The organism is Micrococcus sp. 093350064-1 (assembly GCF_053627955.1).
In genome coordinates this window covers 1-13848 of sequence record NZ_JBSEYU010000002.1, presented here as the reverse complement: position 1 = coordinate 13848, position 13848 = coordinate 1, and the positions used below count along the sequence as shown (strand labels likewise).

Sequence of the window (13848 nt, the reverse complement as noted above, 5' to 3'; positions counted from 1 at the left end):
TCCGCGAGGGCGTGGAGGTCACTTGAACATCTTCAGGACGTCGCCCAGGCCGACCGTGGTGCGCCGGTAGACGGCGTTGTAGGCGGCGCGCTTCGGATCGCGCAGCCAGCCCATCCCCTTGCGGCCGTAGCCGGGGATGACCTTGCGCTTGATCGCACGCTTGGCGCGGCCCGTGGTGCGGGCCTTGATGGACTTCTTCAGGCTGGGCTTGCGGAGACCGATCTTCATGGGGCGAGCGTAACGGGGGCCCTGAGGCCAGATCGTCCCGAGGTGTCAGGGCCGCTTGCCCTGCCACTCCTGGATCACCCGCCGCATGCTGTTCCCGTGTTCCTTGATCTGAGGGACGTCCCAGTCGCCCTCGGCGTGAAGGATGCCGGCCATGAGCTGGAACTTGAGGCTCTGCTCGTCCGAAGAGTACTGCTTCACCTTCGATACGGGCATCAGGTTGTTCCGCTGGGAGTTCTCGCGTCGGCCCATGATGCACAGGTTCCCGAAACGGTTGACGTCCTCCGCGGTCAAGGCCTCCTGCTCCTCACCCGGAACCACGGGGTAGAAGTGCTCCACCGAGGTTCGGTACCGGAACCGGAAGGCGTCGGCGCGCCTGCGGAGCACCTCCTGTTCGACATCGCTGAGGGGCTCCCGCAGATGTTCCCGTTCCATGGGCGATGTCCGGCCTGCGTCCCAGAGGATGTAGTCCAGGGCGTTGAAGACGAAGTTGGGGACGTTGACGCCGGCATCCCAGGTCTTGTCCGCCTCATAGGCGCGGAGGCGCTCCCGCGCCAGATCTTCCAGCATGTGCTGGAACGCCACGCCGTCCACACCGTCCTCCGGCTGCGCATCCAGCCATCGCAGGATGCGGTACAGGAAGTACTTGGACGTGCGGCGCGTGTCGGTGACCTGGAACATGGCCTGAAGGTTCCGGACGGCGTCCTGGACCTGCGGATCCTGGAAGGTGTTCTTCACACCCAGCCGCCGGCGCGGAGAGCGCTCGCCGGACTCCGTCTCGAGCTTCTGAGCTCGGCTGAGCACCCAGTTCTCCTCGTCCGCCTGTGTTCCCGTCGTCGCCAGAGTCCTGATCACATAGGTGTCCAGCAGAAGGCGCATACGGAGCAGCGTCACGAGGAACCGCTGAGACCAGGCCGCGTCGCCTTGGCCGTGCTGGGCGAACTGCTCCAGCAGGGAGCCGTCCTCGAGCCGCACGGCCCCCGTCGAGTCCTGGCCCCACCGTGGCAGGCCTGGCTCGGCCCCCTCACCCTTCTCCTGCATCACGCGCAGCACATGCAGCAGCAAGTTCGGGAAGTCGACGATGGTCCCGTAGGCGCCAGTATCGGCGTCGTCCTGGCATTGGTCGGACGAGGGCCCGGACTCCACGGCGGTCTGCCCGGCGGCCAGCAGAACCCCAATGATGGTGCGGGCGCCCGACGCCATCGCGGTCTGGCTCGGCGCGAGAGCTGCCCGCAGCGACGCGAAATCCCGCGTGAGGAGGGCCGACCAGGACCCGCCGAAGACGGCGTCTCTTGCCGCCTCACCGCCATCCTTCGGCCGCTCCGTCGAGAACTGGAGCTGGATGTGGCGGTCCAGAACGGCGCAGGCGTCCCAGACGTGCGCGAACACCTTCCGGTCCGTGGCGTCCTGGAGAGGCCGCATCAATGTGGCCTTCAGGATCTCGTGCTTGGCGAGCTGCTCACCGCGGGTGTTCATCACCTCGAAATAGTGGTTGAGGTCCGTGCCCTTCGGAAGTTCGGTGCGCAGCAACCGGACATGCTTCCAGAGGTACGCGAGGTCGTCGCCGTCGAACATCACCTCCTGATCGTCTGCCGGGGTTTGCCGTTCCAAGGCCCGCCGGCAGGCCGCAGCGATCGTCTCGACGGCCACCCCGATGGCGTCCACCTGGAACGACGTCCCGGCGGGGGCGCCCCGACGACGGAGGGTCGCGAGGTCCTCCCCGGCCTCGGGGCGCCCTTCGTAATCCAGGACGGCCAACGCCCGGGGGTCGAGGACACCGGCACGGATGACACGCTCCGCGACGGCTGCCAGCACCGTCAGCGTGGTCAGGCGCTGCTGCCCGTCGACCACCTCGTCGATCGGCACGCCCTCGGGAGTCGTGGCTCGGTTCACCACCAGCGAGCCGAGGTAGTAGTCGGACGAGGCTCCCTGCGTATCCGGCTTTTCCGAGCGGAGGCGAGCGCGGCGCACGTCCTCGAGGAGTGTCGCGATCTCGACCTGCGTCCAGGCGTAGGCCCGCTGGTAGACCGGCACCCGGTAGTGCCGGGCGGCGGTGAAGACCTCCTCGATCGTCAGCGCCTCAGGCGAGTGCTTCTCAGTCTGCATCGTGGGCTTCCTCCGTGTCCCAGGGCGTGTCCGAGTAGAGACGCTCCACCGGGGAGGCATCGTCCACGTACGGCCCGGGGAGGGCCGCCACGCGCCCGGTGACGGCGGCGGGGTCCAGGCTGCTCCTCATCAGGCGGAACAGGTTGACCCGGTCCTCCAGGTCCGGCGCCCCGTGCTGGCCCAGCGCGTGAAGTTCCACGGAGCGCGGGTAGACCCGCGTCAACCGCGTTCTCAATGCGAAGGCATGCCGTGCGAGCACGAGAGCGGCGCGCTCGATGTCGTGGTCGCCGAACCGGTCCGCGTAGGCCAGCAGCAGCGCTCCGTAGAGCTCCTGTGTGTAGCGGTAGCCAGCGCCGGTACCGGTGGCCCGGACGAGCCGGGTGATCGTCTGGAATCGCCTGTTCTCCCTCCCACGACGGGCGTCGTCCTCGGCGGTCTGCTCCGCGTCCGTCGCGGAGACGCCGAGGTCCCTCGCGAGCCGGGTGTAGTGGCGCACGAGGCGGAAGAACATCTCACCGTCGATGACGGGCTGGGTCAGCTGGAACGGGAATTCCAGCGGAGGAAGGGCACCGTGCGCGATCAGCGTGGCGTTTCGCCCGTTGTAGTCGTCCACGTGGGCCTTGGCCATGAGAAGCCCGTGCGCCCAGGGCAGTCGGCCGAGGCCCGTCGGCCCCGCGGAGATCCCCTTGAACGCTCCGATCCGGGACGCGGTGAAGCCGTCGCGCGGCAGGGACTCACCGGCGCTCCAGCGGAGGATCGGATAGAGCAGACGCGAGAAGAGATGGTGGATCTCGAACGGCGGGGTAGCTTCCCACTCCCGCACGGCCGCGAGGATCGCCGCCCGGTCCGATGTGGCCTCTGCATAGGCGCGGAGGTGGTATGCCTTCAGTAGGTCGGTGGGCAGGAGCGCCCGGCCGCGGGTGTTCTGCGAGTCGAACATCTGGAAGGCCGCGTCGAGGTCGCTGACGATCAGGCGCACCAGCGTGCAACGGTCCAGGAAGTAGTCCGCGAAGTCCTCGACCTCGGTGCTGTCCCAGGACCGGAATGTCTGCAGGATGAGGCGGTGGTTCTCGACGATGTGGCGCTCCGACACGTCCCGGCGGCCCGGCGGCAGCTCGATGGCCGCCGCGCGGTCCAGGGCCGCACGCTGGTGCTCGGCGCGCTCGGCGGTGTCGCCCAGGACCTCCTGCAGTGCGAGCGCGATCAGGGCGAAGGTCATGTACCGCTGCTGGCCGTCGACGATGTCCAGCCAGCCGTCCTCGAGGTGCACGATCATGGTGCCGATCCGGTAGGACGCGGCCGCACGGAAGCGACGGATGTCCTCGACGAGCTGCCCCGTGTTCGTCGTGGACCACGTATAGGGCCGCTGGTACTCGGGGATACGGAGACGAGGGTCGCGCAGTGCGTCCGCGACGGTCAGGACGTTCGCGGTCAACGACCCGGAGCGCCCCGTCCCCGGTCCTTGGGCGTCGCTCTGGGCACCCCGCGGATGGTCGACGGCGGCATCCAAAGCGGTCGGCCGCGTCCTCATCAGGCGTCGTCTTCCATGGGCTCCGGCGCGGCCGAGGCGGCCTCGACCTCGCCGAGGGTGCGCCCATCCGGCGCCCGCCATGAGGACGGCCCGCTCATGCTCCCGCCGGCCACGAATCCGGCCGCGGCCGAGGAGCTGGTGAAGGAGACGTCCTCGGTCAGCACCCCATCGGCACCGATGTGGTCGGCGAAGCGCTCCCGGCCCGCCCGGACACCGGGGGGTGCGCTGGGCCGCAACCCCTCCATGAGGCCGCTGCCCCGCAGGACGACGAACCCGTCCGGCGTGGGGTGTCCCTGGGCTCTGACGCCGTTGACCGTCATGGTGAACAGGGTGCGCTTCGGCGCCGCTTCGGGCGCCTGGGTGGCCCGGCCCGCCGCGGCCGCGGCATGTGAGCCGTCGGCGCTCTCGAAGACGCGGTGCCCCAGGGCGCTGATCAGGAGCTTGGCCTTGTCGGCGTACTCCTCCAGCTCCGCCTTCTTCTCCTGCGTGACGTTGCCCTGGGAGGGTGCCACCGCATTGTCCACGGTGAAGCGCCCGGCCGTGGTGGCCGCCTGGTGGAAGTAGTGCTCCAGGTAGGTCACCTCCGTGGGGCCGAAGGTGTCCCCGAGGGTGGAGAGGAGTATGGCCCGGTTCCAGAAGTCGTGCGCCTCTTTCCGGACGTGCTCCCGGATCCTGCCCACCATGCCGTTGCCGTTGGCCCGCCCGACGGCCTGCCCGACGTAGACGACGTCGTCGCCGGAATCGGCGTCCTGCCCCAGCAGCAGGTACACACCGGTGCCTTCGAACGCCTCGGGGTGCCCGTCCGCGTTGAGACTGGTGCGTGGCACCACGTACACGAGGCCCGTCCAGTTGTCGAGGGTGCACTTCAGCCGACCGGTGGGTGCACCGTCCATCAGGAAGACCTGCAGTGTCTTGGGATGTGCCATCTCAGCTCCCCTTCCGAACGCGCGACGGCGTCGCACTCGCCCTCTCATCGACGGAAGTGCCCTGCGAAGGGGCCGTTTCGTCAGCGAAAACGGCGGACCGTCCATGAGCAACGTCCACCGGCCCAGCCCCCTCGCTCCGCACCTTCCAGTACAAGTACTCCCCGATCGCCGCGACGATCATCTTGGACGGATCCCCGCCCCTGCCCACGATGTCCGTCATTTTCGCGAAGGCGTCCTCGTTCGCGTACACGGCGCCCATCGCCGACCGTTCCAGGTTCGGGCTCGCCAGGAACTGCTCCAGCGAGTTCGCTCCGGCCTGCCCCAGCAGCTTCTCGTCCTCCATGAGCGGCGCCACGAGGGCACTGACCCACGCCTCCTGCTGGGACGGGGAGGCATCCACGCCTTCGCCGGCGAAGATCTCGTTGATCTTCTCGATGACCTCCTCCAACGGCCCGCGCTGCTTCTCACGCGCCCGCCCGCCTCCCACAGCGGTGGTCCCCTTCAGCGCGACCCCACCGGTCAGCCCGATGTCCCCCGAGGACGTCTTCTTCTGCCGGATGCTCACCAGCTGCACATCGCTCAGGTCGATCAGTTCCTCACCGCCGGGCTGATCGCCCACGAGCTGCACCAGGTGCCGCAGGAACAGCGCCCGCTTGTAGTGCTCGGTGTCCCCGAACTCGTAGATCTGGGAGAGGAAGTCGTAGAGGCTGACGAAGGACCGCATGTCCTTGCGCGTCAGCACGAGCTCGTTCACGCGCGTCTCGTCCTGGTTCATCCGCGCATGCGCCAGCTCCTTGCGGAACCGGTATGCCACGGGCTCCAGCGCGGCCTGCAGGCCCTCCTGCCCGCTCCCCGGCTTCCACGCCACCCACACGTCGGCGAATGCGTCGACCTCGTCCCAGTCGTACACGCCCGCGGCGTCGAGCTTCGTCCCCAGGTCGTGGATCAGGTTCGGGTCCGTCACCGTCTCCAGCTTCGCGCCGGCGTAGTACGGCTCGAAGGCGGCCTGGATGTCGTCTTCGGAGTTCACGAAGTCCAGCACGTAGGTGGTGTCCTTGCCGGGCGCCGCACGGTTCAACCGGGACAGCGTCTGCACGGCCAGCACGCCGGAGAGCTTCTTGTCCACGTACAGAGCGCAGAGCTTCGGCTGGTCGAAGCCGGTCTGGTACTTGTTGGCCACGATCATCACCTGGTAGCCGTCCCCGTCGAACGCCTTCGCCAGGTCGCCGGTCACGGACGGGTTCATGGACCGTTCGGTGACCTTCTCGAGCCCGAATTCGTCGTCGGTGATCTCGCCGGAGAAGGCCACCAGGGTGCCCACGTCCGTGTATCCCATGTCCTGGATGTACTGGTCCATCTGGCGCTTGTACCGGACGGCGGCGGCGCGGGAGTCGGTGACCACCATGGCCTTGGCCTGCCCGTCGAGCAGTCCGGCCACGTTGGCGCGGAAGTGCTCCACGATGATCTTGACCTTCTGCGCGATGTTCGTCGGGTGCAGCTTGACCCACCGCATGAGCTTCTTGCTCGCCTCGGTCTGGTCCACTTCGGTGGTCGACTTCCCGACGGCGGCCCGGTCGCCTTCCGGACGGAACTCGCCCTTCTGTCCGGCCAGGGCCAGCTTGAAGGCGGTGTCGTAGTTGGTGAAGTTCTTCAGCACGTCGAGGATGAACTCCTCCTCGATGGCCTGCCGCATGGTGTACCGGTGGAAGGAGGCCGGGAGCTCCTGGCCCTTCTCGTCATATTCGCCGGAGGGGCGGCCGAACATCTGCAGGGTCTTGTCCTTCGGGGTGGCGGTGAAGGCGAAGAAGCTGATGTTCTCCGGGCGTCCGGTGGCGGCGACCTCGGCGGCAAGGATGGACTCGGTATCCGCTTCTCCCCCGTCGTCGAGGTCGGCCTGCTCGTCCGGGGTGAGCACGCGCTTGAGCTTGGCTGCGGCGGAGCCGGTCTGGGAGGAGTGCGCCTCGTCCGCGATCACCGCGTAGGCGCGGCCGGCAAGCGTCGAGTCATCCTTGAGGAGTTCGAGCACGGCGGGGAAGGTCTGCAGCGTCACCACGATGATCCGGTTGCCCTGCAGCAGGGTCTGCTTCACCAGGGCGGACTTGCTGGTGGCCTCTCCCCCGAGGTTCTTGCGGTCCACGGCCACCACGGTGCCGGAGGTCCACTCGATCTGCCGGACGGCCTCCTGGAGCTGGTCGTCCAGCACGGTGCGGTCGGTGACCACGATGACCGAGTCGAACACCCGCTGCTCGTCCGCCCCGTAGGTGGAGAGCAGCCGGTGGGCTGTCCAGGCGATGGTGTTGGTCTTGCCGGAGCCCGCGGAGTGCTCGATCAGGTAGGACTTGCCGGCGCCCTCCTCGCGGACGGCGGCGAGCATTTTCGTGACGGCCTCCCACTGGTGGAAGCGCGGGAAGATCAGCGTGGACTTCCGGCGCGAGCGGCCGTACTCGTCCTCCACGGTCTCCTTCTTGAGGAAGACGAACTTCTGGAGGATCTCGAGCCAGGTGTCCCGCTGGAGAATCCGTTCCCACAGGTAGGCCGTGGAGGACCCGCCGTCTGGGTTGAGCGGGTTGCCGGCGTGGCCGTAGTCGCCCTGGTTGAAGGGCAGGAAGAAGGTGTCCTTCCCGGCCAGCTTGGTGGTCATCCAGACCTCGCGGTTGGAGACGGCGAAGTGGACCACGGCGCGGGTGCCGAACCCGAACAGCGGCGTGGCCTTGGGGTTGCGCTCGCGGTACTGCTTCTTCGCGTGGCCGATGGACTGGGTGGAGTCGGTCTTCAGCTCGATTGTCGCCACGGGCAGGCCGTTGACGAAGAGCACCAGATCCACGGACTGGTTGGTGGCCGGGTTGAAGTGCACCTGACGCATCACGCGCAGCCGCATGCGCTCGTAGGAGGCGACGGCGGCCGGGTTGAGGTTCGTGGCCGGCCGCGGTTCGGCCATGCGCAGGGTGGCGGAGGTGCCGACCTTGAAGCCCTTGCGAAGCACGTTGAGGGTGCCGCCGACGCCGGTGTCCTGCGGCTTGTTCATCACCTCGATCAGGCGGGTGGTGATCTGGTCCCGCTGCGCCTGCTGGGCAGAGGCCGGGGCATCCGCCTTCACGATGCGCCCGTAGTCCTCCGGCTGGTTCTCGGCCAGCCAGGCGTGGACGTCCTCGGGGAAGATCGCGTTCTTGCGGTCGTAACCGTCATCGTTGGCCGAGTAGAGCCAGCCGTGCCTCTCCAGGTACTCGCAGATGTAGGTCTCGAGCTCGCTCTCGTTGTGGATGGCCATGGTGGTCAGTCCTCCGCAGGGATCTCGATCTGGCCGGTGACGGCGGCGGTGATCAGCGCTGCGCGGCGCTCCTGCGCGAGCTCGATGAACCGCTCCGCTTTGGAGATGAGGGCATCGATCTTGGCGGTCTCAGCGTCGAGGTAGTCGGCGATCTCGCGCTGCTCGTCTAGAGGCGGAACGGGGAAAACGGTGCGTCGGAACTCCCTCTCGTTAAGGGACGGCACAGCTCCAGGTTGAACGAGACGGTCCAGAAGAAGTCCTTCCAACATGTACGTCGCGTAGCGGGGATAGAGAAGTAACTTCGGGCTCAGTGCGAGCATGTTGTTGTCGATACAGCTTGGTCGTGTAGCCATGCGAATCCGCCCTAGAAGAAGGGCAGCACCGATCTTTGCCATGACGAGAGTCCCCGATGGGAGGACTTTCGCCCTCAGTTTGTCTGCCGTCTCGCGACTGATCGTGTCCTCAGGCTCTCCTAGCCGCCCGTAGGAGTCCGTCCTACCGAGGTCACGGACTTTATAGAACGCGAGTTCCTCGTCGGTCACCCCCTGAAGCTCAGGCGGGAAACCGGCGCCAGAAGTCAGGTCGAACAGACGCCTCACGTGCATCCGCGACCAATGGCTCGGGGCAGATTCGAGCCACGGCTCACTGCTGGCAGCCGAAGCAGGCTGCTTCACGCCCAAGAAACCTGTTCTCGCCAGAACTGCTGCTCTCCTTCGAGTACGAAGCGCATCGGACAACTGGCGCTGTTTCTCGATCAGGGCGTCGATCGTGGCGGTCTCACGGTCGAGGTAGTCCGCGATACGCCGCTGCTGCTCAACAGGCGGGATTGGCAACCCAATCCGCTTCATTGCCTGAAAGCGCGTGCTCCACAGGTCATCGACGATCCCGCTGCCCCAGCGGTAGAACTCCTCCTGGAACCACGTCGAGCGCAGGAGATGGTGCACGAACCGCGGTTCGATGCCACATGGTTCCAGGACGATCGAGATCAGAGACACACTGCCGTCTCGGTCAGCGACTCCTGCTGAACCCTTGCGGTCCGAGCGGCTGTTGATGACGAAGTCGCCTTTCCGAACGAGCTTGCGATTCTCGCCATTGAACGAGATCGCGACGTTGGCCATGCGTGGAACGACGCCGGCCATCGACACCGAGAGGGGTTCATACTCGGAGTCTGATGCTTGCTCGCGCCGCTCTCGGAAGAACTTGCCGAGTGGCTCGACCTTCCAGTCGCCGGGTGGCTTGAGCTCCGTCACCGCTCCACCTCGCTCAGTAACTCGATGATCTCGGCGGTGAGCTGCTTGAGCTCGGCGTCGATCTCCTCGAGTGGGCGCGGCGGCACGTACGTGTAGAAGAGCCGGGTGAAGGGGATCTCGTAGCCGATCTTCGTCTTGGACTCGTCGATCCAGGCGCCGGGCACGTGCGGGGCCACCTCGGCTTCGAAGTACTCGTGAATGTCCCGACCGAAGGGCACGAGTTCGGTGTCTCGCAGCGAGGTGTCCGGCTCCGGCTCGCCCTTCTTGTCCTTCACGACCTCCGCATCGGGATCGTGCACGCCAATCGCCCCGGTCAGGGCCTTCGCCAGTGGAGCGCCGGCGGTCACGCCGTGCTTCTTCAGCGCCTTCTTCAGTTCCAGCACGAAGGTGGGCTGGTGGTCCCAGACCCGGCCACGCAGGGAGGCAAGGGCGCTCTTGAGAGCCGAGCGGCCGTCGTCGGGAAGCTTGTCCACCGGCTTGGTGGCGAGCGCCGCCGCGATGGTGGCGTCCTCCACCTCGAAACGCAGCTGCAGCGGGCGCTCCACGGTGATCTCCCGGTAGCCGAAGTCCTGCGCGGTGAGGACCTTGGAGAACTCGGCGTTGTCCTCGGACTGGGCGTCGAAGTCCCGGTAGATGTCCAGCACGCGCTGGCGGTCCGCCGTGGACAGCTCCTTGTTCTTCGAGCCCACGTTGCGGCGCAGCTTGGTGAAGAACGAGCGGGCGTCGATCAGCTGCACCCTGCCGCGGCGGTCTGCCGGCTTGTTGTTGTCCAGCACCCACACATAGGTGGCGATGCCGGTGTTGTAGAACATGTCCGTGGGCAGCGCGACGATCGCGTCCACCAGGTCCGACTCCAGCAGCCAGCGGCGGATCTCGGACGGGCCCGAGCCCGCCCCGCCCGTGAACAGCGGGGAGCCGTTGAGGACGATGCCGGCCCGACCACCGCCCTCCGAGACCGGGCGGAGCTTCGAGGCCACGAGCTGGAGGAACAGCATCTGGCCGTCGCTGATGGCGGGGGTGCCGCCCGGGAAGCGGTTCGTGGCGCCGCCGGCGGCGATCTCCTTCTCCACCGCGGTGCGGGAGGCCTTCCAGTCGCCGCCGTAGGGCGGGTTGGAGAGGACGTAGTCGAAGCGCTCGGTCAGGTGGGCGTCGTTCTTGAGGGTGTCCCCGCGGGCGATGCCGTCCGCGTCCTGGCCCTTGCCGAGCAGCTCGGACTTGCAGATCGCGTAGGACTGGTCGTTGAGCTCCTGCCCGAACAGGCGGACCTCCGCGTTCGGGTTCATGCGGCGCAGGCGCTCGTCCAGCAGGGACAGCATGCCGCCGGTGCCGGCCGTGGGGTCATAGACGGTGCGGACCGGGTAGCCGGTGAGGACGTCGTCGTCGTTGGCGGTGAGCAGGTCCACCAGGAGCTTCACCGCGTCGCGCGGGGTGAAGTGCTCGCCCGCGGTCTCGTTGGAGGCGGCGGCGAAGCGGCGGATCAGGTCCTCGAAGAGGGTGCCCATCTCCGCGTTGGAGACGGCATCCGGGGAGAGGTCGATGGAGGCGAACTGCTGGAGGACAAGGAAGAGGCGGTCGTGCTCGTCCAGCTTGGCGACCGTCTTGTCGAACTCGTAGTAGGTGAACAGGTCCGCCACGTTCTGGGAGAACCCGTCCACGTAGGCCAGCAGGTTCGTGCGGAGCAGGTCCGGCTCCTGCAGGATGCGGTCCAAGGTGAAGGGGCTGAGGTTGTAGAACGTCAGGCCCGTGCGGGACTCCACCAGGTTGGCGAGGACGAAGTCCGGATGCCCTTTGGCCGCCAGCTCCACGAAGAACTCCCGGTGCGGGGCCATGACCGCCTCCATGCGGCGCAGGATGGTCATGGGCAGGACGAGGGTGCCGTACTGGTTCGGCCTGAACACGCCCCGGAGCTGATCCGCGATCCCCCACACGAAGTTCGAGAGGTTCTGGGGAGAGCGGTGGGGCGCCGAGGCAGCGCCGCGCGTGGCGGGGGTGGTCATGGGGTCCTTCGAATGGTGGGGGCGGGCCGCTGGACGGGACCCATTCCGACCCCGCAGCGACCCGACAGGGCGACGGATCATACACAACCACACTTGCCTATGCTCTGCGTGCGCGAGTACGCTCGCGTGTGGTAGCTAGGGCTGAGACAGTGCCCCGAGCACCAATTCGAGAGGCCCACGCTTGCGTGGGCCTCTGCGCTTTTCCGCAGTGTCCGCTGTGCCCTGCACAATGGTCAGATGCTGCTGGCGTACATCGACGAGATCGGCGAGCCGGGCGCCTACGTCGGCCCGGACCATCCTCGCTTCCGGACAAGCCCAGCCTTCGGTTATGCCGGATTCGTCATGCCGGAGTCTGCCGCACGAGGCTTTGGGGCGAAGTTCACCGCGCTGAAGCGTCAGCTGTTCGCCTCGGAGATCGACCGAGCGGAACACCCCGGACGGTGGGAGTTCAAGGGGGCCAATCTGTTCCGACCGGATACCCCCGCGCGCTTTCCGCAGCAGCTCCGCGTATTCGATGCGCTCGTGCGGTCCGTCGTTGACCACGGCGGCAAGCTGTTCTACTACGCCGACGAGAAGCAGCGTGGGACGCCCAAGCAGATCGGCCTGGACGTCGAGAAACGCGAAGCCGACGCCATGCGGGAGACTCTGAACCGTCTGGCCCGCCATGCCCACCATCACGGGCATAACCTCATGGTGATCATCGATCAAATCAATGAGAAGACGCGAGTCGAACGCGTTGCATCGATGTATGCCCACATCTTCAGCCGAGCCGGCGACTTTCCGGAGATGCGGTGCATCGTGGAACCGCCCATGCACGTGGACAGTTCGCTGAGCTCCAACGTGCAGTTCGCCGACTGGGTCGCCGCCGCCGTCACACGCGCTGTCGATCACCAGCTCAACGACTTGTCCAAGTACGCCTGGGTCACCGACCCCCAGCGGCTGGCATCCATGAGGGGCAGCTTCACCTACGAGTCTAAACTGCACCTGTGGAACCGCGGCGTGCAGGACTTCAACCACTCTGAGCTGTTCCACCGCGAACGGCGGCTTGCCCCGACCCCGTATGGACAGCTTCTGGGGGCCTCGGTGGACCCCGCGGCGGCGGAGAAGATGGCGAAGATCTGGCGCTCGGGACACTAAGACCTGGCGCCGCTGATAGAGATCGCCCCGGCCCTGCGTCAGGCGGAACACAGCCCCGCATATTCTGGTCCTCCGCGGGCTGCGAAGGACCAGAATATGCGGGCGGCGGGTGGACCACCTGGCGACACCGTTGCCGACGCGTTCATTCAACGCGCGGGGCATGCCCGGGCGTCACTGGGACAGGTTGTCGATCGCGTACTGCGCCTGGTCGGGCGTGAACTCCTCACCGTACTCCGAGACCAGTTGGTCGTAGATCGCAGACGGCGACATGTCCATCATCTCCTGATAGCTCTTCGCTTTGGCCAGCGCATTGGCATTCCAGTCCACGTCCGTCATGTTGTCGATCGCGTACTGCGCCGCTTCTGGTGAGAACTGCTCACCGTACTCGGAGACCAGCTGGCCATAGATGCCCATCTTGGACATGTCCATGTTCTCTTCGTAGCTGTACGCCTTGCGAAGCGCCGACTGGTACTCCATCGGCACATCCCCGGCCTCATGCTCGGCTGCCGCTTCCGTCTCCTCCGAGAGCGTCGGCGTGGGCTCAGGGGTGGGCGTGGGCTCCGATGCAGGAGCAGACCCCGCAGTAGGGGTCGAGGTCGACGATGCAGCCGGCGTGGAGGATGCGCCCTCGGACGCGCCGTCCACCTCCAGCGCCGCATACTCCGGGATGCGGTTAATGATGGGCGTCATGTTCTCAACGAACCTGTTGAGTTCCTCACCGGGCTGGTAGCAGTCGGTGGCTGCACCGGTCACAGACTGCACGATGTCCTGCATTGGCATCGTGTACCTGCCACCGCCCGACTTCACAATGCGCTGGATCTCCTCAGGCTCGGCCATCAGACGGTCCAAGGTGTCGAGATACTTGGGATGGGCGACCGCGCGCAGCTGATCGCCCTGCTCCACCAACCCCGCCACGCGACGATCCCTATCGCTCATGACGAGGTCTTCCATGTAGAAGTCCACGCTGAAGTCCAGGACGTCTAACGCAAGACCACCGCGGTTGCCTGCCAGCTGTTCGCACGTCTCGGTGGCCGTCAGCTGCATGGGGCTCTCCGAGGCGGCGGGCGTCGGCGACACCGCCGAAGAAGACGAGGACAATGAGGATTGGGAGCTAGACGGCCCCGGTCCCTCCTGACCGGAACAGCCGGTGGCCACGAGCAGGAGGGGCAGGAAGAGGAGGAGTCGCTGAGCGCGCATAAGAAAACTCTCCGTGACTGATGTGCGAGCCTCGAACCAAGCGCTCTTGCGGCTGAAATGGGTGCCAGTGAGAGTGAGCCGCCCCCTTCATTCGGTCCGGACGTTCTGTGAGTCGTCGGTTTCCATTTGATGGGTGCACTGCCGAGCGTACTCGGCTGGGGTTAGGTAGCCGAGCGAGGAGTGCCGGCGGTGGTGGTTGTACTCGTCCTTC

General features: G+C 66.6%; 9 protein-coding genes and 1 pseudogene. 1 reads left to right on the top strand and 9 read right to left on the bottom strand.

The features are described from left to right. Positions 1–18: 18 nt before the first annotated feature. The 7 genes from ACUW6W_RS02120 to ACUW6W_RS02090 all read right to left on the bottom strand — a co-directional run bounded on the left by ACUW6W_RS02120 (position 19) and on the right by ACUW6W_RS02090 (position 11303). Positions 19–228: a hypothetical protein gene (locus tag ACUW6W_RS02120; RefSeq protein ID WP_002857973.1), complete on the bottom strand. Its 210-nt coding sequence runs from the start codon at positions 226–228 to the stop codon at positions 19–21. 45 nt (positions 229–273) lie between these two features. Continuing rightward, positions 274–2331, bottom strand: coding sequence for a GmrSD restriction endonuclease domain-containing protein (locus ACUW6W_RS02115; protein WP_060973628.1), 2058 nt, complete (start codon positions 2329–2331; stop codon positions 274–276). Continuing rightward, positions 2321–3766, bottom strand: a complete 1446-nt coding sequence (locus ACUW6W_RS02110; protein ID WP_170748087.1) for a DUF262 domain-containing protein — start codon at positions 3764–3766, stop codon at positions 2321–2323. Before ACUW6W_RS02110 ends, ACUW6W_RS02115 begins: the two co-directional genes overlap by 11 nt. 95 nt (positions 3767–3861) lie before the next feature. Beyond that, positions 3862–4788: a GIY-YIG nuclease family protein gene (locus ACUW6W_RS02105; RefSeq protein ID WP_060973626.1), complete on the bottom strand. Its 927-nt coding sequence runs from the start codon at positions 4786–4788 to the stop codon at positions 3862–3864. A 1-nt stretch (position 4789) separates the two neighbouring features. Next, on the bottom strand, positions 4790–8056 hold the full coding sequence (locus tag ACUW6W_RS02100; RefSeq protein WP_060973625.1) for a type I restriction endonuclease subunit R: 3267 nt from the start codon (positions 8054–8056) through the stop codon (positions 4790–4792). Between the two features lie 5 nt (positions 8057–8061). Beyond that, a complete protein-coding gene (locus ACUW6W_RS02095; RefSeq protein WP_060973624.1) occupies positions 8062–9306 on the bottom strand; it encodes a restriction endonuclease subunit S in 1245 nt (414 codons plus the stop codon). Next, positions 9303–11303 (bottom strand): type I restriction-modification system subunit M, encoded by a 2001-nt coding sequence (locus ACUW6W_RS02090; protein WP_396830468.1) that lies wholly within the window; start codon positions 11301–11303, stop codon positions 9303–9305. The genes ACUW6W_RS02095 and ACUW6W_RS02090 overlap by 4 nt, the downstream gene beginning before the upstream one ends. Positions 11304–11540: 237 nt before the next feature. Between ACUW6W_RS02090 and ACUW6W_RS02085 the strand changes: the two genes are divergently transcribed. Then, a complete protein-coding gene (locus ACUW6W_RS02085) occupies positions 11541–12440 on the top strand; it encodes a DUF3800 domain-containing protein (protein WP_063190010.1) in 900 nt (299 codons plus the stop codon). 171 nt (positions 12441–12611) lie between these two features. Here ACUW6W_RS02085 and ACUW6W_RS02080 read toward each other — a convergent pair whose 3' ends face one another. Continuing rightward, a complete protein-coding gene (locus ACUW6W_RS02080; protein WP_223247471.1) occupies positions 12612–13484 on the bottom strand; it encodes an Ltp family lipoprotein in 873 nt (290 codons plus the stop codon). Between the two features lie 240 nt (positions 13485–13724). Next, a pseudogene (locus tag ACUW6W_RS02075) lies at positions 13725–13848 on the bottom strand (IS3 family transposase); the annotation flags it as partial.

Coding starts and splice junctions, on each gene's coding strand:
- ACUW6W_RS02120 (WP_002857973.1), bottom strand. CDS start 228: ATGAAGATCGGTCTCCGCAAGCCCAGCCTGAAGAAGTCCATCAAGGCC.
- ACUW6W_RS02115 (WP_060973628.1), bottom strand. CDS start 2,331: ATGCAGACTGAGAAGCACTCGCCTGAGGCGCTGACGATCGAGGAGGTC.
- ACUW6W_RS02105 (WP_060973626.1), bottom strand. CDS start 4,788: ATGGCACATCCCAAGACACTGCAGGTCTTCCTGATGGACGGTGCACCC.
- ACUW6W_RS02100 (WP_060973625.1), bottom strand. CDS start 8,056: ATGGCCATCCACAACGAGAGCGAGCTCGAGACCTACATCTGCGAGTAC.
- ACUW6W_RS02090 (WP_396830468.1), bottom strand. CDS start 11,303: ATGACCACCCCCGCCACGCGCGGCGCTGCCTCGGCGCCCCACCGCTCT.
- ACUW6W_RS02085 (WP_063190010.1), top strand. CDS start 11,541: ATGCTGCTGGCGTACATCGACGAGATCGGCGAGCCGGGCGCCTACGTC.
- ACUW6W_RS02080 (WP_223247471.1), bottom strand. CDS start 13,484: ATGCAGCTGACGGCCACCGAGACGTGCGAACAGCTGGCAGGCAACCGC.